This is a genomic window from Streptomyces sp. NPDC031466 (genome assembly GCF_055581265.1).
Genome location: NZ_JBVIJT010000007.1, coordinates 376,297 through 398,486, shown reverse-complemented (window position 1 = coordinate 398,486; position 22,190 = coordinate 376,297). Strand labels below are relative to the sequence as shown.

20 protein-coding genes and 2 tRNA genes are annotated in these 22,190 nt (G+C 70.1%); 8 read left to right on the top strand and 14 right to left on the bottom strand.

Annotation, left to right across the window (positions count from 1 at the left end; genetic code table 11):
• Positions 1 to 807, top strand: coding sequence for a hypothetical protein (locus ACZ5GP_RS19720; RefSeq protein ID WP_468752055.1), 807 nt, complete (start codon positions 1 to 3; stop codon positions 805 to 807).
• A 76-nt stretch (positions 808 to 883) separates the two neighbouring features.
• Here ACZ5GP_RS19720 and clpX read toward each other — a convergent pair whose 3' ends face one another.
• From clpX to ACZ5GP_RS19695, 5 genes are all read right to left on the bottom strand, one after another.
• Complete coding sequence (gene clpX / locus ACZ5GP_RS19715; RefSeq protein WP_361075679.1) at positions 884 to 2,170, bottom strand: ATP-dependent Clp protease ATP-binding subunit ClpX; 1,287 nt, start codon at positions 2,168 to 2,170, stop codon at positions 884 to 886.
• Positions 2,171 to 2,336: 166 nt separating this feature from the next.
• Positions 2,337 to 3,038 carry an ATP-dependent Clp protease proteolytic subunit gene (locus ACZ5GP_RS19710; RefSeq protein WP_468752054.1) on the bottom strand — a complete coding sequence of 234 codons (702 nt, stop codon included), beginning with the start codon at positions 3,036 to 3,038 and terminating at the stop codon, positions 2,337 to 2,339.
• 62 nt (positions 3,039 to 3,100) lie between these two features.
• On the bottom strand, positions 3,101 to 3,706 hold the full coding sequence (locus ACZ5GP_RS19705; protein ID WP_358582228.1) for an ATP-dependent Clp protease proteolytic subunit: 606 nt from the start codon (positions 3,704 to 3,706) through the stop codon (positions 3,101 to 3,103).
• A 393-nt stretch (positions 3,707 to 4,099) separates the two neighbouring features.
• Positions 4,100 to 5,503, bottom strand: a complete 1,404-nt coding sequence (tig, locus tag ACZ5GP_RS19700) for a trigger factor (protein WP_468752053.1) — start codon at positions 5,501 to 5,503, stop codon at positions 4,100 to 4,102.
• 126 nt (positions 5,504 to 5,629) lie between these two features.
• Positions 5,630 to 5,706 (bottom strand) — tRNA-Pro (locus tag ACZ5GP_RS19695).
• A gap of 168 nt (positions 5,707 to 5,874) precedes the next feature.
• Between ACZ5GP_RS19695 and ACZ5GP_RS19690 the strand changes: the two genes are divergently transcribed.
• A tRNA-Gly gene (locus ACZ5GP_RS19690) sits at positions 5,875 to 5,945 on the top strand.
• A 115-nt stretch (positions 5,946 to 6,060) separates the two neighbouring features.
• On the opposite strand, the gene ACZ5GP_RS19685 is transcribed toward ACZ5GP_RS19690, so the two are convergent.
• Positions 6,061 to 6,255, bottom strand: coding sequence for a hypothetical protein (locus ACZ5GP_RS19685; protein ID WP_358582176.1), 195 nt, complete (start codon positions 6,253 to 6,255; stop codon positions 6,061 to 6,063).
• Positions 6,256 to 6,876: 621 nt separating this feature from the next.
• Here ACZ5GP_RS19685 and ACZ5GP_RS19680 point away from each other — a divergent pair.
• Complete coding sequence (locus tag ACZ5GP_RS19680; protein WP_468752052.1) at positions 6,877 to 8,079, top strand: acyltransferase family protein; 1,203 nt, start codon at positions 6,877 to 6,879, stop codon at positions 8,077 to 8,079.
• A gap of 316 nt (positions 8,080 to 8,395) precedes the next feature.
• Here the strand turns inward: ACZ5GP_RS19680 and ACZ5GP_RS19675 are convergent, their stop codons facing one another.
• The 3 genes from ACZ5GP_RS19675 to ACZ5GP_RS19665 all read right to left on the bottom strand — a co-directional run bounded on the left by ACZ5GP_RS19675 (position 8,396) and on the right by ACZ5GP_RS19665 (position 12,791).
• A complete protein-coding gene (locus ACZ5GP_RS19675; protein ID WP_468752051.1) occupies positions 8,396 to 10,852 on the bottom strand; it encodes an ABC transporter permease in 2,457 nt (818 codons plus the stop codon).
• The gene (locus tag ACZ5GP_RS19670) at positions 10,852 to 11,679 is read right to left on the bottom strand and encodes an ABC transporter ATP-binding protein (RefSeq protein WP_468752050.1); all 828 of its coding nucleotides are present in this window, start codon (positions 11,677 to 11,679) and stop codon (positions 10,852 to 10,854) included. The genes ACZ5GP_RS19675 and ACZ5GP_RS19670 overlap by 1 nt, the downstream gene beginning before the upstream one ends.
• A gap of 143 nt (positions 11,680 to 11,822) precedes the next feature.
• Positions 11,823 to 12,791, bottom strand: a complete 969-nt coding sequence (locus ACZ5GP_RS19665; protein WP_468752049.1) for a hypothetical protein — start codon at positions 12,789 to 12,791, stop codon at positions 11,823 to 11,825.
• Between the two features lie 347 nt (positions 12,792 to 13,138).
• Between ACZ5GP_RS19665 and ACZ5GP_RS19660 the strand changes: the two genes are divergently transcribed.
• Positions 13,139 to 13,987: a helix-turn-helix domain-containing protein gene (locus ACZ5GP_RS19660; protein ID WP_468752163.1), complete on the top strand. Its 849-nt coding sequence runs from the start codon at positions 13,139 to 13,141 to the stop codon at positions 13,985 to 13,987.
• Entirely contained in the window at positions 13,947 to 14,294 is a 348-nt protein-coding gene (locus ACZ5GP_RS19655; RefSeq protein ID WP_468752048.1) for a DUF397 domain-containing protein, read from the top strand. The genes ACZ5GP_RS19660 and ACZ5GP_RS19655 overlap by 41 nt, the downstream gene beginning before the upstream one ends.
• 122 nt (positions 14,295 to 14,416) lie before the next feature.
• On the opposite strand, the gene ACZ5GP_RS19650 is transcribed toward ACZ5GP_RS19655, so the two are convergent.
• On the bottom strand, positions 14,417 to 15,163 hold the full coding sequence (locus ACZ5GP_RS19650) for an SDR family oxidoreductase (protein ID WP_468752047.1): 747 nt from the start codon (positions 15,161 to 15,163) through the stop codon (positions 14,417 to 14,419).
• A gap of 74 nt (positions 15,164 to 15,237) precedes the next feature.
• Positions 15,238 to 16,308 carry an aldo/keto reductase gene (locus ACZ5GP_RS19645; protein ID WP_468752046.1) on the bottom strand — a complete coding sequence of 357 codons (1,071 nt, stop codon included), beginning with the start codon at positions 16,306 to 16,308 and terminating at the stop codon, positions 15,238 to 15,240.
• A 189-nt stretch (positions 16,309 to 16,497) separates the two neighbouring features.
• Between ACZ5GP_RS19645 and ACZ5GP_RS19640 the strand changes: the two genes are divergently transcribed.
• A complete protein-coding gene (locus ACZ5GP_RS19640) occupies positions 16,498 to 17,088 on the top strand; it encodes a TetR/AcrR family transcriptional regulator (protein ID WP_468752045.1) in 591 nt (196 codons plus the stop codon).
• Positions 17,089 to 17,171: 83 nt separating this feature from the next.
• Here ACZ5GP_RS19640 and ACZ5GP_RS19635 read toward each other — a convergent pair whose 3' ends face one another.
• The gene (locus ACZ5GP_RS19635) at positions 17,172 to 17,909 is read right to left on the bottom strand and encodes a response regulator (protein WP_468752162.1); all 738 of its coding nucleotides are present in this window, start codon (positions 17,907 to 17,909) and stop codon (positions 17,172 to 17,174) included.
• Between the two features lie 2 nt (positions 17,910 to 17,911).
• The gene (locus ACZ5GP_RS19630) at positions 17,912 to 18,730 is read right to left on the bottom strand and encodes a sensor histidine kinase (protein WP_468752161.1); all 819 of its coding nucleotides are present in this window, start codon (positions 18,728 to 18,730) and stop codon (positions 17,912 to 17,914) included.
• 160 nt (positions 18,731 to 18,890) lie between these two features.
• On the opposite strand from ACZ5GP_RS19630, the gene ACZ5GP_RS19625 reads away from it, so the two are divergent.
• Complete coding sequence (locus ACZ5GP_RS19625) at positions 18,891 to 19,601, top strand: ABC transporter ATP-binding protein (RefSeq protein WP_467680153.1); 711 nt, start codon at positions 18,891 to 18,893, stop codon at positions 19,599 to 19,601.
• Positions 19,598 to 21,907 (top strand): FtsX-like permease family protein, encoded by a 2,310-nt coding sequence (locus ACZ5GP_RS19620; RefSeq protein ID WP_468752044.1) that lies wholly within the window; start codon positions 19,598 to 19,600, stop codon positions 21,905 to 21,907. The genes ACZ5GP_RS19625 and ACZ5GP_RS19620 overlap by 4 nt, the downstream gene beginning before the upstream one ends.
• A gap of 56 nt (positions 21,908 to 21,963) precedes the next feature.
• Here ACZ5GP_RS19620 and ACZ5GP_RS19615 read toward each other — a convergent pair whose 3' ends face one another.
• On the bottom strand, positions 21,964 to 22,185 hold the full coding sequence (locus tag ACZ5GP_RS19615) for a hypothetical protein (RefSeq protein WP_468752043.1): 222 nt from the start codon (positions 22,183 to 22,185) through the stop codon (positions 21,964 to 21,966).
• Between the last annotated feature and the right edge of the window lie 5 nt (positions 22,186 to 22,190).

Sequence of the window (22,190 nt, the reverse complement as noted above, 5' to 3'; positions counted from 1 at the left end):
GTGAGCCACAACCAGCCCGGCCCGTACGCCGCTCAGCCGCCCCAGCAGCAGCCCGGCCCGTACGGGCAGCAGCCGCAGGCCCCTTACGGGCAGCCCCCCGCGCCTCCGCGGGGCGGTGGGGGCAGGAAGAAGACCGGGCTCGTCATCGGCGCCGTGGTGGTCGTGGCCGCCGCTGCCGTCGGCGGGTACTTCCTCTTCGCCGGGGACGACTCCTCCTCCGTCGCCGACGACGGAAAGACGTACAAGCTGACGGCTCCCGCGACCGTCCTCGGCGGCTACAAGAAGCTGGACGCCTCGGCCGGCGGTGGCGGCATGTCGTCCGGCGACCTGAAGGACCTGGAGAAGCGGGGTGTCAGCGACCCCAAGGACGTCCACGCCGCGTACCAGCACGGCGAGGGCACGACGATGAAGACCTTCAACTACCTGGGCGTGTACGGCGAGGTGGACGATCCGGAGAAGGTCGTCGACGCGATGTTCGCCGAGATGGAGAAGAACTCCCTGAACGGCTCCGACGGGGGCATGAAGCTCATCGGCAGCCCGAAGGAGTTCACGCCGGACGGCTTCGCCGACGGCGTCATGAAGTGCCAGATGGGCGAGTTCACGATGGGCGGCGAGGGCGGCATGGAGGACTCCGGTGTCCCCGACAGCTTCCAGACGCCGATGTGCGCCTGGGGTGACCACAGCACGGTGGCCTACGCCGTGTTCTCCGACGCCGCCGCGACCGGCAGCGGCAAGGACATCGCGCTGAGCGACGTCGCCTCGCAGGTCGCCGAGCTCCGCGACGACGTACGCGTCGAGGTCAAGTAGCACCCGGACCACGAAAAAGGGGGCGCCCGGCGAGCGAATCGCCGGGCGCCCCCTTTCGCGTACGTACGGCCGGGGCCTACGCGGACTTCTGCTCCCCGGCGCCCGGCCCCCGCACCTCGCGCGGCACCAGCGTCGGGTTCACGTTCGAGCGGACGACGTCCGCGGTGATGACCACGCGGGCGACGTCCTTGCGGGACGGCACCTCGTACATCACCGACTGGAGGACCTCTTCCATGATGGCGCGCAGGCCGCGCGCGCCGGTCTGGCGGAGGATCGCCTGGTCCGCGATGGCCTCCAGGGCCTCGCGCTCGAAGTCCAGCTCCACGCCGTCGAGTTCGAACAGTCGCTGGTACTGCTTCACCAGCGCGTTGCGCGGCTCGATGAGGATCTGGAGCAGCGCCTCGCGGTCGAGGTTGTGGACCGAGGTGATCACGGGGAGGCGGCCGATGAACTCGGGGATCATCCCGAACTTCACCAGGTCCTCCGGCATGATGTCCTCGAACTGGTCCTTCTCCTCCAGCTCGCGCTTGGAGCGGATGGTGGCGCCGAAGCCGATGCCCTTCGCCCCCGCCCGCGATTCGATGATCTTTTCGAGGCCGGAGAAGGCGCCGCCCACGATGAAGAGCACGTTCGTCGTGTCGATCTGGATGAATTCCTGGTGCGGGTGCTTGCGGCCGCCCTGCGGCGGGACCGAGGCGGTGGTGCCCTCCAGGATCTTCAGCAGGGCCTGCTGGACGCCCTCGCCGGACACATCGCGGGTGATCGACGGGTTCTCGCTCTTGCGGGCGACCTTGTCGATCTCGTCGATGTAGATGATGCCCGTCTCGGCCTTCTTGACGTCGTAGTCGGCGGCCTGGATGAGCTTCAGGAGGATGTTCTCGACGTCCTCGCCGACATAGCCCGCCTCCGTCAGCGCCGTCGCGTCGGCGATGGCGAACGGGACGTTGAGCATGCGGGCGAGTGTCTGCGCCAGGAGCGTCTTTCCGGAGCCGGTCGGGCCGAGCAGCAGGATGTTGGACTTGGCGAGTTCGATCGCGTCGTCGCGGCCCTGCGCGCCGCCGTTCTCCCCGGCCTGGACCCGCTTGTAGTGGTTGTACACCGCTACCGAGAGGGCCTTCTTCGCGGGCTCCTGGCCCACGACGTAGCCCTCAAGGAATTCGTAGATCTCACGAGGCTTGGGCAGTTCCTCCCAGCGAACCTCGCTCGTCTCCGCGAGCTCTTCCTCGATGATCTCGTTACAGAGGTCGATGCACTCGTCGCAGATGTACACACCGGGGCCTGCGATGAGCTTTTTGACCTGCTTCTGACTCTTTCCGCAGAACGAGCACTTGAGCAGATCGCCGCCGTCACCGATGCGTGCCACGAGGTGCTTCCCCTTCGCCTGGGAGACGCCACGTTCAGCGGCTCCTGGTGCCTCATATCCGACGGTACCTTGCCGGGCCCCCCGTTCGGGCCCCCCTTGGCACGGTTCGCTTCGACGACGTCGTGTGCGAACCATGCCAAGGAGCGGCAGATGTTACAGCGCCTCGTCAGACAACCGCGGCGTTGTTCATCTTCCGGGTCGAGATGATCTGGTCGATCAGGCCGTACGCGAGGGCGTCCTCGGCCGTGAGGATCTTGTCGCGCTCGATGTCGTCGCGGATCTTCTCGATCGGCGTCGTGGAGTGCTTGGCCAGCATGTCCTCCAGCTGCGCGCGCATCCGGAGGATCTCGTTGGCGGCGATCTCCAGGTCGGAGACCTGACCGCGACCCGTCTCGCTGTAGGGCTGGTGGATCAGGACGCGGGCGTTCGGGAGCGCCATGCGCTTGCCCGGCGTGCCGGCTGCGAGGAGGACCGCGGCGGCCGAGGCGGCCTGGCCCATGCACACCGTCTGCACGTCCGGCTTGACGAACTGGAGCGTGTCGTAGATGGCCGTGAGCGCCGTGAAGGAGCCGCCGGGGCTGTTGATGTAGATGGAGATGTCGCGGTCCGGGTCCATCGACTCCAGGCACAGGAGCTGCGCCATGACGTCGTTGGCCGAGGCGTCGTCGATCTGGACGCCGAGGAAGATCACGCGCTCTTCGAAGAGCTTCGCGTACGGGTCGTACTCGCGCACGCCCTGCGAGGTGCGCTCGACGAAGCGCGGGATGACGTAGCGGGACTCGGCGCGGGCGCCGGTGAACTCCGCCTGCGGGGACTGGTACTCGGCGCGGGTGCGCTCGTAGAGGCCGCTGCCGGGGTAGTTGTTCATCTGTGTGTGTCTCCTAAAGGAGCGTGGGCTGGGTTTCGGCTGCCGGGGCGCTGAGGGGTGCCTCAGGCTCCCGTGCCGCCCCCGCCCGGCATGCCGGCGGCGGTGGGCATGATGTCGTCGATGAGGCCGTACTCCTTGGCCTCCTGCGGGTCGAACCAGCGGTCGCGGTCCGAGTCGCGGGTGATCTGCTCGACGGTCTGGCCCGTGTGGTGGGCGGTCAGCTCCGCCATCCGCTTCTTGGTGTGCAGCAGCCGCTCGGCGTGGATCTTGATGTCCGAGGCGGAGCCGGCCAGGCCCGCGGAGGGCTGGTGGATCAGGATCTCGGCGTTCGGCAGCGCGAAGCGCTTGCCGGGCGTGCCGGCGCTGAGCAGGAACTGGCCCATGGAGGCAGCCATGCCCATCGCGATCGTCACCACGTCGTTCTTGATGTACTGCATGGTGTCGTAGACGGCCATGCCCGCGGTGATCGAGCCGCCGGGGCTGTTGATGTAGAGGAAAATGTCCTTGTCGGGCTCTGCGGCCAGGAGCAGCAGCTGCGCGGTGATCCTGTTGGCGATGTCGTCGTCCACGGCCTGGCCGAGGAAGATGATCCGCTCGCCGAGCAGCCGGTTGTAGACCTGGTCGCCGAGGCCACCACCGATGGAGGGGTCGCCGGCGGCGGAGGGCATCAGATTCATCACGTATCCACCTGCTCGTCTTGCGACGGCGCCGGGCCGTCTCACTCTTCACTGGGGCTGGGACCCCTCGTGCTCGCCGCTCCGGGCGGCTCCGGGGACTCCCCTGCCCTCGTATTCATGGACCCTAACGCGCGGGGTCCTCCGGGGAATCCCGCAGAGCCAACTGTTCGCTGTGAGCGCAGGTAGCGCCCCGCCAGGGGGCGCGGGGAACTGCGCGGCCGGCCGCGTACCGGCCGCAGACGCGTCTGCCCGCTGCGGCTCCACGGCGAGTGCGGCTCGTACCGGGTTGCTCGCGCAGTTCCCCGCGCCCCTGACGGGGCACGACTGCGGGCCCCCGGGATCGTGTCCCGGGGGCCCGCAGTACGTACGTCAGAGCTGGAGGGCTCAGGCCTCGGTCTTCTCCTCGGCGGAGGCGTCGGCGTCGGCGGAGGCGTCGGCGTCGGCGGAGGCGTCGGCGGCGGGCGCCTCGTCCTCGTCCTCGTCGCTGAGGTCGATGACCTCACCCTTCGTGTCCTTGACCGTGGCGGCCTCGACGACGACCGCGAGGGCCTTGCCGCGGGCCACCTCGCCGACCAGCATCGGGACCTGGCCGCCTTCGACGACGGCCTGGGCGAACTGGTCGGGGGACATGCCGGAGGACTGCGCGCGCCGCATGAGGTGCTCGGTGAGCTCCTCCTGGTTGACGTTCAGCTTCTCCTTGTTGACGAGCTCGTCCAGGACGAACTGCGTCTTGATGCCCTTCTCGGCCTGCTCCTTGGTCTCGGCGTCGAACTCTTCCTCGGTCTTGCCCTGGATCTCCAGGTACTTCGCGAGGTCGAGGCCCATCTGGCCGAGCTGGTGGTTCACCAGGTTGTGCTTGCGGGTCTGGATCTCGTCCGCGAGGAGCTTCTCGGGGACGGGGACCTCGACCAGCTCAAGGAGCTTCTCCAGGACGCGCTCCTGGGCCTGCGTGGCCTGGTCGTACTGCTTCATGTTCTCGAGGCGCTTGCGGCTGTCGGCCTTCAGCTCGTCGAGGGTGTCGAACTCCGAGGCCAGCTGCGCGAAGTCGTCGTCCAGCTCCGGCAGTTCGCGCTTGGCGACCTGGGTGACCTTGACGGTCACCTCGGACTCCTTGCCGGCGGCCGAGCCGCCCTTCAGCTCGGAGGTGAAGGTGGCTTCGCCACCGGCCTCCAGGCCCTTGACGGCGTCGTCGATGCCTTCGAGCAGCTCGCCGGAGCCGATCGTGTAGGAGACGCCGGACGCGACGCCGTCCTCCAGGACCTCGCCGTCGACCTTGGCCTGCAGGTCGATCGTCACGACGTCGCCGTCCTCGGCGGCACGCTCGACCGGGGACGTGGAGGCGAAGCGCTCGCGCAGCTCCTCGACGGCCTTGTCGACGTCCTCGTCGCTGACCTCGACCGCGTCGACCTCGACCTCGATGCCGGAGTAGTCCGGGATCTCGATGGTCGGGCGGACGTCGACCTCAGCGGTGAAGTTGAGGGTCTCGTTGTCCTTCAGCTCGGTGATGTCCACCTCGGGCTGACCCAGGACGTTGAGCTCGGCCTCGTTGACCGCCTCGGTGTAGAACTTCGGGAGCGCGTCGTTGACGGCCTCCTCCAGCACGGCGCCGCGGCCGAACCGCTGGTCGATGATGCGGGCCGGGATCTTGCCCTTGCGGAAGCCCTTCACCGTGACCTGCTGGTTGATCTTCTTGTACGCCGCGTCGAGGCTGTCCTTGAGCTCCTCGAAGGGCACCTCAACAGTGAGCCGAACCCGAGTCGGGTTCAGGGTCTCCACGGCGCTCTTCACGGTTCGGTCTCCTTGGTGGGCTGACTGCTGGTTTCTGCCCGGATCAGAGACACACGGGCACACAGCTTGCATAGTAACGGCAAGCGGGAGCCGACCCACAACGCGATCTTGTGAGGAGAGACCTGCTGGTCGGGGTGGCGGGATTTGAACCCACGGCCTTCCGCTCCCAAAGCGGACGCGCTACCAAGCTGCGCCACACCCCGTCGGTGCGACACGTAGGGTACATGCCCGCAGGCCGTGCGGCCCCCGGTCGCGCAGGGGTCGTGCGGCGGGGTCGTGCAGAGGGTGTGCGGCGCGGGGGGTGTGCGGCAGAGGCCGGGGACCCGCTACGATGCCTGTCGTACCGCGGCCCGAGGGCCTTGGTGCGCCGTGCGGGCGTAGCTCAATGGTAGAGCCCTAGTCTTCCAAACTAGCTACGCGGGTTCGATTCCCGTCGCCCGCTCTTGTTGAGACCTCCGGCCCGGCCCGCTGAATCCAGCGGCCGGGCCGGCGGCGTTTCCCGCCGCGCGGCCGATTCAGAAGCCGATCCCCAGAAACCGCTCCTCCGGAGCGGATCTTCAGAAGCTGATCGAGTTGATGGTCTCCGCCAGTTGCTGCATGAACCGCTCTATGGTGGGCGCCATGCCCGTCGAGGCGAGGAAGAAGCCGAAGAGCGCCGCGACGATCGCCGGGCCCGTCTTGATCGACCCCCCGCGGATCATCACTACGAGGATGATCGCCAACAGCAGTACCACTGACAGCGAAATGGCCACACTGATCACACCCTAGGTCGGTCGCTCTCCCGGCCCGGGGGGTACGACCCCGCACGCCCCCGCCACCGACCATGGTGCCACCAACAGGCCTACTCCATGCGGCCCATGACGCATCGTCGACCCGCACCTCACGCCCCGGAGTGCGGCGGCGCCCCGGGGGCGCGTGCCACGGCGCGGTGCCGCACGGGAATTCGCGGACCCGCGTCCATAGGGAATTCACCGCGATGCCCGCGAACACCACACACGATGTTCGCAGGAAATTCGAATTGTCGCGGGCGGCACAGCGCGGGTTCTCGGGCCACCGACCAATCGGACATTCCACCGGAGTCGACTGCGGGAGTTATGCACCATTTAAGGCGTATGAAGGGGGACGTAGGGGACGCAATCGCGGCCGAATCCCTCTGTCTACCGCCGTCATTCCCGGGTATGCGGGCCCGATAAGCGGTAATCGCATCGGGGTCCGACCGAGGGATTGACAGGGATCGTGTTGACGAAAGTGACGAGGGTTTTACGAAGACCGCGCGGCGACGCTAGGGTGCGTCAGATGTTCCACGCTGCCACCACCCCCGTAGGCGCAGTGCGGTCCCGGATCGTCTCACCGAGCTCTTGGTGGGAGGGCCTGTGACCAACTCGGTGCAACCGCACGGCCGCCACCGTGCGCCGCTCCCCCCGGCCCAGGTGCCGGCGGCCGGACCCCCGCCCCCGCGCTCCCCCCATCCGACCCATCGGGCCGCCACCGCTCCCACCCCGGCCGGCCATCGCGCGGCCGCCCGCTCGGCGAAGCCCGCCAAACAGCGCGACGCGTTCTTCGACAACGCCAAGTACCTGGCGATCGTCCTCGTGGCGATGGCCCATGCGTGGGAACCCCTGACGGATCACAGCCGCGCCGCCGAGGCGCTGTACATGACCGTCTACACCTTCCACATGCCGGCGTTCATCCTGATCTCCGGCTACTTCTCGCGCAGTTTCGACATGCGGCCCGACCGGCTCAAGCGCCTGGTGACCGGTGTCGCCGTGCCGTACGTCATCTTCGAGGTCGCCTACACCCTCTTCAAGCGCTGGGCGGACGACGATCCGGGCCAGCCCATCAGTCTGCTCGACCCGTGGTACCTCACCTGGTTCCTCGTCGCGCTCTTCGTGTGGCGGCTCACGGTGCCGCTGTGGAAGATCGTGCGCCGGCCCGTGCCGCTCGCGCTGGCCATCGCCGTGCTCGCCGTCATCTCGCCCGACATCGGCGACGACCTCGACCTCCAGCGCGTCCTGCAGTTCATGCCGTTCTTCGTGCTCGGTCTCTTCCTGAAGCCCGAGCACTTCCAGCTGGTGCGCCGTCGTGAGGTGCGGGTCCTGTCCGTGCCGGTCTTCGCCGCCGCCGTGCTGCTGGCCTACTGGGCGGCGCCCCGCATGACGTCCGTGTGGTTCTACCGCCGGGACAGCGCCCAGGAGCTGGGTGTGCCGTGGTGGGTCGGCATCGTGATGACGCTGGCGCTCTTCGGCTGCTCGGTGGTGCTCACCGCCTGTTTCTTCGCGTGGGTGCCGCGTCGCAAGATGTGGTTCACGGTCCTCGGCGCGGGCACGCTGTACGGCTATTTGCTGCACGGCTTCCTCGCCAAGGGCTCGCGCTTCTGGGGCTGGTTCGAGGACTACGCGTGGCTGCACAAGCCGCTCGGCGAGGTCTTCGTGACGGCGGTCGCCGCGACCGTGGTGACGCTGCTGTGCACGCCTCCCGTGCAGCGCGTGTTTCGTTTCGCCATGGAGCCCAAGATGGAGTGGGCCTTCAAGCGGGACGCGGCGGAACTGGCGCGGCAGCGCACCAGGTCCGCCTAGGTCCGTCCAGGTCCGGGTCCGCCCAGGGACGACTTACGAGGGCGGGGGCGGGGGGGGGGGGGGGGGGGGGAGGGGAGGGAGGGGGGGGGGGGGGGGGGGGAGGGCGGACCGCAGGGCGGCCCGGTCCAAGGGCAAGGTGACCTCCACGGCGTACTGCACGTTGTACGTGGTCCACCCCCCCCCCCCCCCCCCCCCTCCCGCCCCCCCCCCCCCCCCCTCCCCCCCCCCCCCCCCCCCCCCCCCCAAACCCCCCCCCCCCCCCCCCCCCCCCCGCCTCCCCCCCCCCCCCCCCCGCCCTCGTCGGGTACGGGCGGGGTCAGGCGGCCGACTTCAGGGCCGCCCGGGCCGGGATCGTGGTGGCGGCCAGGCCGAGGAGCAGGACGGCGCCGACGAAGGAGCCGTAGACCAGCGGCGGGATGTAGGGGGCCTCGCCGGTCAGGCCGTTCATCATCGGGACGAGGGTGGCCAGGGCGATGGCCGAACCGATGAGGATGCCCGCGACGGCGACGATCAGGGCCTCCCAGCGGATCATCCGCATCACCTGGCGGCGGGTGGAACCGATGAGGCGCAGGGTGCCCAGTTCGCGGCGGCGGTCGAGGACCGTCATGACGAGGGTGTTGACGGCGGCGACAGCCGCGAAGCCGCCGAGGACGGCCGCCATGGTGGTGTTGGCCCAGGCGTTCAGCTCGCGGTCCATGGACTGCGCGGTGGTGTAGCCGGCGCGGTCCTTGAGGGTGCCGAGGCCGGCGAGGTCCCGGGCCGCGCCGCCCTTGGCCCACAGTTCGGTGCTGAAGGCCGAGGTGACGTGCCCCCGCACGTCGGCGGCGGGCAGGGTGAGCTGGGAGAGGCCGAGGCCCCTGCCGTACGTCGCGACGATCTTCGGGGATGCCTTGGTGCCGTCGGGCAGGAGCAGGGCGAGGCGGTCGCCGGTGGTGACGTGGGCGGAGCGGGCGAGCGCGGTGTCCACGGCTATCTGGCCCCGGCCGAGGGTGAGGCCGCCGGTCTCGATCTTCAGGTCCTGGACCTTCCGCAGGTCGGCGGCCGTGCCGGTGATGCCCTGTGTGGAGGCCGATTGCAGCCAGCGGTCGCCGCCCGAGCCGACGGGGACCAGTACGGACGTCTTGAGCAGGGTGACGGCGGAGGTGACCCCGTCGGTGTTCTTGGCCTTGGTGAGGGCGCCCGGGGGGAGTCCGCCGTCGGAGGTGACGATGTGGTCGGCGGTGATGGCCGCGCGCTGCTGGTCGGCGGCGACCCGGTCCTCGCTGGTGTGCATGAAGACCAGGACGGAGGAGAACGCCATGGCGAGCACGATGGGGGTGATCGCGGAGGCCAGCCGGCGGGCGTTCGTACGGGAGTTGGCGGCGGCGAGGAAGCCGGAGGCGTCGGCGCCGCGCAGCGGGAGGCCGAAGAGGGCGGCGCAGCCCCGGGCCACCAGGGGGCCGAGCAGGGCCACGGCCAGCATGAAGAGCATGACGACGCCGAGTGCCGCGTTGGCCGCGTCCTCGCCCGCGGCGCTCGCGGCGACTCCGGAGAGGACCACGCCGCCGACTGCGGCGGCGACCCCGAGCGGCGTACGTATCCAGCCGACGCGCACGCGCTCCACCGAGGCCTCGCTGAGGGCCTGGCCGGGCTTGATGCGCGAGGGGCGGCGGGCGGCCAGGTAGCCGGCGCCGAGGGCGGTCAGTACGGCGGCGCCGACGGCGGCGGTGAGCGGCAGGTAGGAGACGGACAGCTCGACGGCGCGCGGGATGGCGCCCTTGTCCTTCAGCTGCCCGAACCACCAGGTGGCGAGGGCGATGCCGGGCAGCAGACCGGCGGCGCCGGCGAGCGGGGCGACGAGCAGGGTCTCGGTGGCGATGGTGCGGCGGATCTGGCGCGGGGTGGTGCCGATGGCGCGCAGCAGCGCGTATTCGCGGGCGCGCTGGCCGACGGAGAGGGCGACGGTCCCGGCGGCGGTGAACACGGCGGTCAGGGCGGCGATGCCGCCGAAGGACCCGCCGAGGGCGATGAGCATCTCCTTGGCGTAGCCGAGGAGGGAGTCCTCGATGGCCCCTCGGTCGTCGCCGGTGTGGACCTCGGCCTTGGAGCCGAGGGCGTGGGCCACCCGGGACTTGAGGGTGGCGTCGGAGACGCCCGGCTCGGGCAGGACGGCGATGGCGTCGATGCGTCCGGGGTGGCCGGACAGGCGTATGGCGTCGGAGTCGGTGAACCAGGCGGTGGCAGTCTCCTGGCCGCTCTTGACGGTGCCCGAGACGCGGAAGTCGCGCGGGCCGTCCGAGGTGGTGAGCGTGACGTGGTCGCCGACGGTGGCGCCGGGCGCGGCGAGGGCCACCTCTCCGGTGCGGGGGGCGCGGCCCGCGCTCAGTTTTTCGCCGGTGAAGGCGGTGGAGCCCCAGCCGTGGGCGGTGACGTCCTTGTCGCCGGACCGGACGGGGAAGGTGACGTCGGCGACGGCGGCGCGGGCGCCGGGCACGGCCCCCGCCTTGGTGACGAGGGAGGCGTCGAGGCGGGCGCGGTCGGGCAGCGGGGTGGCGGTCTCGGAGCGGGAGTCGCCGCTGCCGGTGACGAAGTGGGCCTCCTGGTCGGCGGCGGCCACGACCGGCGCGTTCGCGTACCGCACCGGGGGTACGGAGGCGCGCAGGCCGGTCTCCAGGAGGATGCCGCAGGCGGCCACGATGAGCGAGGCCATCATCAGGGCGACGAAGGTGCCCGCGAAGGCGGCGGGTTTGAAGCGGACGGCGGCGCGGGCGAGGCCGTTGGGGACGAAGGCCATTACGCGGCCACCCCCGCGTAGGCGGGTGCGGTCAGGGTGGTCATGCGGGCGGCGATCTGCTGGGCCGACGCGCGCTCCAGGCGGTCGACGATGGCGCCGTCGGCGAGGAAGAGGACGCGGTCGGCGTAGGCCGCGGCGGCGGGGTCGTGGGTGACCATGACGACGGTGGCGCCCATGGCGTCGACCGCCGAGCGCAGCAGGCCGAGGATCTCGGTGGCGGTGGTGGTGTCGAGGGCGCCGGTCGGCTCGTCGGCGAAGATCACGTCCGGTTCGGTGATCAGGGCGCGGGCGATGGCGACGCGCTGCTGCTGGCCTCCGGAGAGCTGCCCGGGGCGGCGGCGTCCCTTGTCGCCGAGGCCGACGCGGGCCAGCATCGCGGCGGCTCTGCGCCGGTCGGGGCGGTGGCCCGCGAGGCGCATGGGCAGGACCACGTTCTGCTCCACGGTCAGGGACGGCAGCAAATTGAACGCCTGGAAGACGAAACCGAGTCGGGTGCGGCGCAGGGCGGTCAGCTTGTTCTCACTCATGCCGGTGATCTCGGTGCCGCCGAGGTGCACGGTGCCGGAGCTGGGCCGGTCCAGGCCCGCCGCGCACTGCAGGAACGTCGACTTGCCGGACCCGGAGGGCCCCATGACGGCGGTGAAGCTGCCGCGCGGCAGGGCGAGGTCGATGCCGGCGAGCGCGTGCACGGCGCCCGCGCCGCGCCCGTACTGACGGCGGACCCCGCGCAGTTCGACGGCCCAGTCGCCGGGCCGGGCGCCCGGCACCGGAGGCGTCACGACGGCTCCCGCGCGCTCTTCGGTCTGGTGCTTCCGTCGCAGCCCCATGGCTGTGCCGCCTTCCGTTCGTCCGCCGCCGAGCCGTCTCGGAGACATCCCTGATCGATGTCTCGAACCTACGGATCAAGCAGTGGCCGCCACCATGAGGACGGCTGGCGAACCGGGGGTGGGGTTAACCCCCGTGACCTCCTTCAGCTTCCGCCGCCCAGCGCCGCCTCGAAGCTTCCGCCGCCCAGCGCCGCCTCGAAGCTTCCGCCGCCCAGCGCCGCCTCGAAGCTTCCGCCGCCCAGCGCCGCCTCGAAGCTTCTGCCGCCCAGCGCCTCCTCGCGGTTTCTGCCGCCCAGTGCCGCCCGTAGCCGTTCCACATGGCCCCGGACCCGTTCGGCGGGGAGCGCCGCGCCCGTGCGGCAGCCGCCGCACAGGCCGCCCGGCAACGCGGCGGCGGACTCCCCCGGTTCGCCGCACGCGGTGCACTCCACGATGTAGCGGGGTGCCGGTGTCGGCGGGGGCGGCGGGAGTTTGGCCAGCAGGCGGGCGCGTACGAAGCCGTAGGGGTGGGCCACCTCGGGCGGCAGACCGGCGGCGAGCGCCCGCAGGAGCTGCGCCTCGGTGGCCTCCCGCGCGAACCACTCGGCGGCCAGCGGCGCGAGGGCCTCGCAGTCGGTGGCGGACAGCATCAGGCGCGGGTCGGTCCGGCCGAGCCGGGCCAGCAGGTCGTACGCCTGTCCGGTCGGCGCCTCTGCTACGGGTGCCGGGTCCGCGTCCCGCGCCGGGTCCCCGGCGAAGAAGGCCGCCCACCAGGCGTCGTCCCGTGGCGTGCGGGAGAAGAAGGTGTGCCAGACCCAGCGCGGGCCGCCGTCCGCGCCGGTGACGGGCCGTCGTACGCGCCGCAGGTGCCCCTCGCCGGACAGGACCCGCAGGACGGTCGAGAGCGCGCACTGGCCGTACGGCAGGTGCTTGGCGAGGGTCTTGATGGACATGTCGGCGCCCTCGGGAAGCCGGTCCAGGTAACCGGCGACGGCGGCCTCACGCTTGGGCAGATGTGCGAAGTCCCGCCGGGAGCGGGGCGCTTGCCCCGGGGCGGACTTCTTCCCGTAGCCGGGGTTGGCCAAGGGATGCGCGCTGGGGCGCAGGGCAGGACTAAGCTGGTCCACAGCCATCCGATCGGTCTCTCGATCTTGGTGGTCAGACCCTCGCGTGGTGCTGCTAACACCGCACGGGGGTCGCTTTATGCGACTTGTGCGGCGCACGCTACACGGCGGCAGCCCTGCGTGGCGACTCGGTCACGAAAAGTCATCTACGGCCTGTGGTGCGACCCAGGGAGGGTGGGCGGGTGAGACCGCCCACCCATTCCTTGTAAAAGCGGCTCGAATCCCGCGACCCGAAGCTCAAGCGTCAACGGGCCGGGCGTTGACAGCAGTTGGGGCATTCGCCTGACCGGATAGCTACGGTGTGCTTACGCTTGAACACGATCCGAAATCGACCCTCCGTGACGCTGGAGGCAGGCGTGACACAACCCCGCGCGCTCGACGCGAGCGCCTCACCACTCGACTATTACGGCGCCGAATTGCGCCGCCTGAGGAAAACGGCCGGACTGAGCCAGGCGCAGTTGGGCGACTGCATCTTCTGCACGGGGTCCCTGGTGGGCCAGATCGAGACAACGAAGAGGGTGCCCACGCGGGAGTTCTCCGAACGGGTGGACGCGGCGCTGGGGACGGACGGCCAGTTGTCGCGTCTGGTCGGCCTCGTGCTGCGCAGCCAGCTGCCGAGCTGGTTCCAGGCGTTCGCTGAAATGGAGGCGCGGGCCGCGTACATCTCTACGTATCAAGCACAGTTGGTATACGGGCTTCTCCAGACGGAGGCCTACGCGCGGTCCGTGCTTGGTGTTCTGACGGACGACCACCTCGACGCGCGGGCGGCGGCCCGCATGGAGCGACAGCGCATCCTGAAGCGGGAAAATCCGCCGCTGCTATGGGTAGTGCTCGGTGAGGCTGCCCTGCATCAAGAAATTGGTGGCCGCGCGGTCATGCGGGAGCAGTTGGCGCACCTGCGGGATTTCCGGGACAGCCAGTGGGTGAACCTCCAGATCATGCCGTTCGCGGCAGGTCAACACACGGGACTGATGGGCTCGTTCACCACCCTCCGCTTCGAGGACGACCCCGACCTCATCTACACCGAGGACTTCGTTCAGGGGCACATGACAGCCCATCCCGAGAAGGTCAAGGAAAGCTCTCTTCGCTACGCTCGCTTGCAGGCATCCGCCCTGTCCGTGGAGGACTCGGCGGAACTGATCGCGCGCGTAATGGAGGAACGGTATGGGGACCAACCAGCGGCTGACGGGCGCGACATGGCGTAAGTCGAGCTACAGCGGCGACACGGGTGGCGAGTGCATCGAGTGCGCGCCGCTCGGCGCTGTGGCCTGGCGCAAGTCGTCGCACAGCAGTGACACCGGCGGTGACTGCGTCGAGTGCGCCCCGCTCGGTGGTGCCGCCTGGCACAAGTCGTCGTACAGCGGGGACACCGGGGGCCAGTGCGTCGAGGTCGCCGACCTCAGCGCGCACGTCGCCATACGCGACTCCAAGGACCCGGAGGGCCCCGCCTTCACCGTCGCGCCCGGCGCCTTCGCCGCGTTCGTCTCGGCGGCGGCCAAGGGCAGCGTGTGAACCAGGAGACGGTCAGCTGACGCGCCGGCCCCGCCGTCGCGTCGGATGACGGCAGTCAGCGCTTGCGATCCGGCACGCTCGGCCTCTCCCTCGCGGGCCGGTGCGTGCCGGTTGCGGGTGGGTCAGAGCTGGGTCTCGCCGCCGTCCACGGCCAGTTCGACGCCGGTGGTGTACGTGGCGTCGAAGGCGAGGAACGCGGCCGCCTCGGCGAACTCCTCGACCGTGCCGTAGCGCCCCATGGGATTGCTCGCGGTCCGCTCCGCCCTGAACCGCTCGGCGGCCTCTTCGGACAAGTTCATCGTTTCCAGGACCCCCGAGTCGATGGGGCCCGGGCTGATCGCGTTGACACGAATTCCTCGCGGAAGCAGCTCGCGGGAGAAGGTGCGGGCCATCGAGCGCAGCGCCGCCTTGCCGGCCGCGTAGACGCTGGTGTCCACCAAGCCGATGACGTTCGCGATCGAGGTGGTGAGGACGACGCCGGCGTTCGCGCTCAGCAGCGGGGCGAGCTTCTGCAGAGCGAAGAAGGCGCCCTTGACGTTGATCGCGAACAGTTCGTCGTACGCCTCCTCGGTCGTCGAGTCGAGGGGTGTGAGGGTGGAGACTCCGGCGTTGAGGAACAGCGCCTCGATCGAACCGAACTCGCTCTGCACACGGTCGGCGAGCGCATCCAGGTCGGACAGTGAGGCCACATCGCTCCGGACGGCCACGGCGTTCCCGCCGAGCCGCTCGCGCGCCGCGTCGAGCTTGTCCTGAGACCGGCCGGTGATCACCACGCGGGCGCCGCCGCGCACCAGCAGCTCCGCCAGCGCGAGCCCCATGCCGCTGCTGCCACCGGTGATCACCACATTCTTGTCGCGGTACTTACTCATGCCGGGGTCGCTCCGTTCCCTCGTCGGGGGCGTGGTGAGGTGCCTGGTTGTCGCGGTTCATGACACGAAGTGCATCAGCGGCGGTTTTCGATCTGCATGTCGCCTGTGGTGACCGTGCGGATGTGCTCGCTGGCGAGCAGGCTGTGCGGATTACCGAGGTCGATGGCGCTGACCTCGTCGAGGCGGGCCAGCCGGGAAGGAGCGAGGTCGACGCGCAGAGCGCCCAGGTTGTCCTCCAGTTGCGCGCGGGTGCGGGCGCCGATGATGGGGGCCGTCACGCCCGGGGAGCGCAGGCTCCAGGCCAAGGCGACCTGGGCAGGTGTGTGGCCCAGTTCCGTGGCCACCTCCTTCACCACCTCGGTGATGGCAAGATTGCGGTCCGTGACCCAACCCAGCGCGGCGTTGAGGCTCTTGCGGTTGCCGGCACTCTCGCCGGCGACCGGGCCCGCCGGGTCCTGGTCCTCCCTGCCGTACTTGCCGGTGAGCACCCCGCCGCCCAGCGGGGAGAAGGGGACCACGCCCAGACCCATCTCGCGTGCCATGGGGATCAGGTCACGCTCCCCGGTGCGCTCGATCAGGCTGTACTCCACCTCCAGCGCGACCAGCGGCGACCAGCCACGCAGGTCGGCGATCGCCTGCATCCGCGACACCTGCCAGGCAGGGGCACTGGAGATCCCCACGTACAGGACCTTGCCCTGCCTCACCAGGTCGTCCAGACCGCGCAGGATCTCCTCCACCGGCGTCCTGAAGTCCCACACGTTCAGGTAGAGCAGATCGATGTAGTCCGTGTTCAGCTGCCGCAGACTGGCTTCCACCGACGCCAGCATGCTCTTGCGGTGCGTACCGCCGGAGTTGGGGTCCCCGGGCCGGCGCAGCGTCGAGTACTTCGTGGCCAGCACCATCTCGGGGCGGCTGGTGCGGGTGAACTCGCCCAGTAGTCGCTCGGAGCTGCCGTTGGTGTAGGTGCTGGCGGTGTCGAAGAAGTTCCCGCCGAGTTCGGTGTAGCGGTCGAAGAGCTTGCGCGCCTCCTCGCGTTCGGCGCCCCAGCCCCAGTCGTTGCCGAAGGTCGCCGTGCCCAGCGCCAGCGGTGAGACCCGCAGCCCGGAACGGCCCAGCAGCCGGTAGGTGTCGAGAGTGAGTGGCATCGCGTTCTCCCGTAGTCGTGAGCGTGGCGGTCGACACCGCCCACCCAGTAAGCGGGGATCTCCCCGCTTACCTCACCGTACACTGAACCGGGGACATCCCCAATTCGAATCGGGGACCTCCCCGGTTCCGATACGGGGACATCCCCTATTCGCTCCCTAGCCCACCCGCCCCTCAGGATCGCGAAGGTCATGACACCTCCACGCAGCACCCTGCGCGCCGACGCGCAGCGCAACCGCGAGCAGCTGATCGTCACGGCCGCCGAGGCCTTCGCCTCCGGACGCCCGATCTCGCTGGACGCGATCGCCAAGCGCGCGGGCGTGGGGAACGCCACCCTGTACCGGCACTTCCCCACCCGCGAGGACCTGATCGAAGAGGTCTACCGGGACCAGATCCGCCCCATGCGCGACGACGCGCGCACCCTGCTGGCCACCGAGCCGCCCGCGCAGGCCCTCCACGCGTGGATGCTCCGCTTCGCCGACTGGGCCGGCGAACGACGCGGCATCTGCGAGGCCCTCGTCGCCATGAGCGCTTCCGGCCGCTTCGGCACCGGGCCGGTCTGCGACGAGGTCCAGCAGATCCTGGCGATGGTGCTGGAAGCGGGCGCCGCAACGGGAGAACTGCGCGGCGACATCGACCCGGTCGACGTGGGCGGCATCCTCGCCGGTCTGCTCTCCGTGGCGGGCGCGCCCGAGCAGCGCCCGCAGCTGAACCGCATGCTGGACGTCGTCGTCGACGGACTCGGCCCTGCACTCCCGAAGCTGCGGCGAAGTGACAAGTAGCGCGTCACCGGAGTGGCGTTCAGTCATGCCGTGCGGCTTGGTTGTCCCGGAATTTCCCGGGCCTTGCGTGAAACCTAATTTCCTCAGGTCAGCCTAGGTGGTGGGGCGTTGTCGGGGCCGCCTGCTCTGACGAGTCCGGTTTCGTAGGCGAGGACGACGGCCTGGGCGCGGTCGCGCAGGGTCAGCTTGGAGAAGATTCGGGCGACGTGGGTTTTCACGGTCGCCTCGCTGAGTGTGAGCTGCTGGGCGAGTTCGGTGTTGGACAGGCCCTGGCCCATGAGGGTCAGCACCTCCCGCTCGCGTGGCGTCAGTGTGGTCAGGTCCCGATGGACGGCCGGGGCAGCGGCTGCCCGGCCCGGGCCCGCGCCCGACGTCGGTACGTCAGAGGCGAAGCGCTCCACGAGGCGGCGGGTGATCGCGGGCGCGAGAAGGGCGTCGCCGGTGTCGACCAGGCGTACGGCGGCGGCCAGGTGCGCGGGGGTGACGTCCTTGAGGAGGAAGCCGCTGGCTCCGGCGGCGAGGGCGGCGTACACGTACTTGTCGAGATCGAAGGTGGTCAGCATGATCACCCGGCAGTCCGGGGCCTGGGCGAGGATGCGGCGGGTGGCTTCCAGGCCGTCCATACGCGGCATACGGATGTCCATCAACACCACGTCGGGCCGTAGTTCCCGCACGGCGGCTACGGCCTGGACGCCGTCGGACGCTTCGCCCACGACGTCGATGCCGCGAGCGGTGAGGATCATTCGGAAGCCGGTGCGCAGCAGTTCTTGGTCGTCAGCGATCACGACGCGCGGGGCGGCGGCAGTGGGCTCGATGGGCATGGTCACGGGCGGTCCAGGGGGATGCGGGCGCGTACGCGGTAACCGCCGCCGAGACGGCGACGGGCGTCGAGGTCGCCGCCGTAGACGCAGACGCGTTCGTGCAAGCCGAGCAGTCCGCGGCCGGTGCCGTCCGCCTGTTCTCGGACCCGCCCGGTGGAGACGGGTGCCGTGCCTGACAGGACGCTCGGTCCGCTGTTGAGGACTTCGACGCGCAGGTGGTTGTCGGCGTAGCGCACTGTCACTTCGGCTTTCGTCCCGTCTCCGTGTTTGAGCGCGTTGGTCAGGGCTTCCTGGATGATCCGATAGGCGGTGACGTCGATCCCGGTCGGCAGCGGGCGCGGCTCGCCGGAGATCCGTATCTCGACGGGCAGCCCGGCGAAGGCGATTTTGTCGATGAGTGGGGTGAGCCTGCTCAGGCTGGGCTGCGGCGACAGGTCCACGTCGTAGGGCTCGTCCTCACCGTCCTGGGCGGGGGCGAGCAGGCCGAGCAGGTGCCGCAGTTCGGTCATGGTGTTGCGGCCGGCGGTTTCCACGGCGCCCATCGCGGCAGCGGCTTCCTCGGGAAGCGTGCTCAGCACCTCTCGGGCGGCTCCGGCCTGGACCACCATGACGCTCACGTTGTGGCTGACGATGTCGTGCAACTCCGCGGCGATCCGGGCCCGTTCGGCATCGACCGCGGCCCGTGTCGCGCTCTCGCGCTCGCGTTCCAGCAGCCAGCCGCGCTCCTCGATGGCCTTGCGGTACCGGCGTCGCGCCCCCACTGCGGCCACGGCCAGCCACCCGGCGGCACCGACTGCCGCGGCCAGGGCGATGATCAGCACTGTCGTCAAAGGTTCCCCCACATGATCATCTTCGCAGGTGTGCGCCGCGGCTGACATCGGCCTGCCGGACACGGCTCGTACATCCCCAGGATGACCCGCGCCCGCGGATACATCCGGGGGGCGACGATCAGCGATCGCGTCCCGGCCTAGGTTTCGGGGCATGAGAAACGATCACGATGAAGCCCGGCAGACAGTGGTGCGGCTGGACGGCGTGCACAAGGAGTTCGGCGACGCGAAAGCCCTGGATGGGCTTTCGCTGGAGATCAAGGCGGGTGACGCGGTCGCGGTGATGGGGCCTTCCGGCTGCGGCAAGTCCACCCTGCTCAACATGGTGGCCGGTCTGGACCGGCCGACCTCGGGCACGGTCGAGGTCCAGGGACACGACTTGGGCAAGCTGAACGAAACGGGCCTGGCGCTGTTCCGGCGCCGCCACGTCGGCATGATCTTCCAGTTCTTCAACCTCATCGACGACCTGCCCGTCCTGGACAACGTGGCACTGGCCGCGCAGCTGACCGGCACCCCGGCCAGGCAGGCGCGCCGCCGGGCCCTGGAGCTGCTGGACGAACTGGGTGTCGCCAAGCGGCGCAACAACTACCCGGCGACGCTCAGCGGTGGCGAGCGCCAACGCGTCGCCGTGGCACGGGCGTTGATGAACCGCCCTGCCCTGCTCCTCGCGGACGAGCCGACCGGCGCTCTGGACAGCCGGTCGGGCGAGCAGGTGATGGATCTGCTGATCGACCTCAACCAGATCGGCCAGACCCTGCTGATCGTCACCCACGACCCGCAGCTGGCCACCCGCTGCGCCAGCCGGCTGGTGGAAGTCGCCGACGGTCAGGTCGCCCGTGAGCGCACGCTGGAGGTTTCGGCATGAGGGCCGTGTGGAGAGCCTCGCGCGCCGCAGTGAAGCGCCGCCGGGTCCAGACCTTCGTGATCGGTCTGGTGGTGTTCTGCTCCACCACGACCGTCCTGCTCGCGCTCACCCTGCTGACTGCCGCGTCCAGCCCCTTCGACAAGGCGTACGCCGAGCAGCGCGGCGCGCACGCGGCCGCTACCTTCGACACCACGAAGGCATCCCCGGAACAACTGGCCCGTACCGCGAAGCAGCCCGGCGTGGAAGCCGCCGCGGGCCCGTTCGGACAAGCCGTCGTCGACATCCCCAAGGACTGGCTGTGGATGGCGGGCGGCACCCTCAGCGTCGTGGGCCGGGCCGACCCGGCGGGTCCCGTGGACCGGATCGACCTGCTGGAGGGCCGGTGGGCCACCGGCACCGGTGAGATCGTCGTCAACTGGTCCGCACAGGGCTCTCCCGGCACCGAATTCCTCGGTACGAAGCTGAAGACACCCGGCGGAGCGACGCTGACCGTCGTCGGCTTCGCCACCAGCATGAGCAAGTCGGCGAGCGCCTGGGTCTCACCCGCGCAGATGACCCAACTGCATCCCACCTCCGCCCAGATGCTCTACCGCTTCACCCATTCCTCGACCGAGGCCGAGCTGAGCACCTCGCTGGCGCAGGCCACCGAGGGACTGCCCGAGGAAGCGCTCACAGGTGCGCAGACCTACCTGACCCTCAAGCAGGCGTTCTCCGCACTGGCCGACTCCTACCTCCCCTTCATGACCCTCTTCGGCATCCTCGGCCTGCTCGTCTCGGTCCTGATCGTCGGCAATGTGGTCAGCGGCGCGGTGGTCTCCGGCTTCCGGCACATCGGGGTCCTCAAGGCCCTGGGATTCACCCCCAACCAGGTCGTCGCCGTCTATCTGACGATGCTCTCCGTACCGGCTGTGGTGGGCTGCGTGCTGGGCACCCTGGCCGGCAATGCACTGGCCGGACCGATCATGAAAGTCGCCTTCACCGGCATCGACGTCGGCCGGGCCACGGTCGGTGAGGTCGACCCCTGGGCGACCGTGGCCTGCCTGCTGGGCATGCCCGCCCTCGTCCTGTTCACCGCACTGATCCCCGCCCTGCGGGCCCACCGACTGCCCGCCGCGCAGGCGATCAGCGCCGGCGGCGCCCCCCGCACCGGGCGTGGACTGCGTATCCAGCGGATGCTCGGCGCCACCCGCCTACCACGCCCGGTCAGCCTGGGCCTGGGCCAGCCCTTCGCCCGCCCCGCCCGCACCCTGCTGACCCTGGCCGCCATCGTCCTCGGCGTCACCACCGTCACCCTGTCCACCGGCCTGACCAGCACCCTGGTCGCCTACGGCAACCTCGGCAAGGAGGACGGAGGCGCCCGCATCCAGGTCACCACCGGCGGATCCGGCGGAGGCAAGACCTCGCCCCTCCTCGACGACCAGCAGATCGAGGCACGGCTGAGCGCCCTGCCAGGCGCGCAGGGGGTGCGGGCCCGCGCGCTGTCCCAGGTGAACATGACCGGCCAGAACCAGCCCGTGTTCGCCGACTTCTACCGCGGCGACAACTCCCTCTACGAACACACCATCGTCAAGGGCCGCGCCCCGAAGGCGGCCGGCGAGATCGTGGCAGGACCGGCCTTCCTCACCCAACGCGGCCTGAAGATCGGCGACCAGACCACTCTGGAACTGAACGGCAAGAAAATCACCGCAACTGTCGTGGGCCAGGTCGTCGAGGGCAACGCCCGTGCCCTGGAAACGACTTGGGACACCTTGACCCGGCTCGCACCGGACGCCCACGCCACCGAGTACACCGTCCGTCTAGCCCCCGGCGCGGACGCCCGCGCCTACGCCGAAGCAGCCGGGAGACTCGACCCGGCCGTGCACGCCTCCGTCCTGGACGACGGGAACGCCGGCACCACCACCGTCATCATCTTCTCCGTCGTGTTCACCGTGCTGCTCACCCTGGTCGCCTCGCTCGGCGTCTTCAACACCGTCCTCCTCAACACCCGCGAGCGGCGAAGGGACTTGGGCATGCTCAAGTCCATCGGCATGACACCCCGCCAGGTGATCCTGATGACGGTGACCTCGGTCGCCGGCCTCGGCGCCGTCGGCGCACTCCTCGGCATCCCCCTCGGTATCGCGGCCCACCGCCTCGTCGTGGACCACGTCGGCGTGATCGACTTCCCCCAGGCCATGAAGGACGTCTGGCACGCACCCCAACTGGCCGCGATGCTTCTGGCAGGCGTCACGATCGCCGTACTCGGCGCCCTGATCCCCGCTCGTACGGCGGCCCGCACCACCATCGCGACGGTGCTGCACACCGAGTAGCGCGGTCGAAGCCGGCCTCTCGAAACAGTCACGACGAGGCCCCGGGTTCCAGTGAATCACCACCGACCGCACCTGTGACGCAGTCCTGGGCTGAAGAAGGCGCCCTCCTTCGCGATCGGCTGGTCGTCCAGCCGGGACCGGGTCGCCGCTGACAGGCGGCCCGCGGTGACCGCGCAGAAACGCTCTTCGAAGGTCTTGACCGCCGAGCCCACCAGCCGCACGATCTGCCTGGGCGCCGACGGCTCCAGCCGGTCCCCGCGGCACCGCACCGAACGCACCCCGG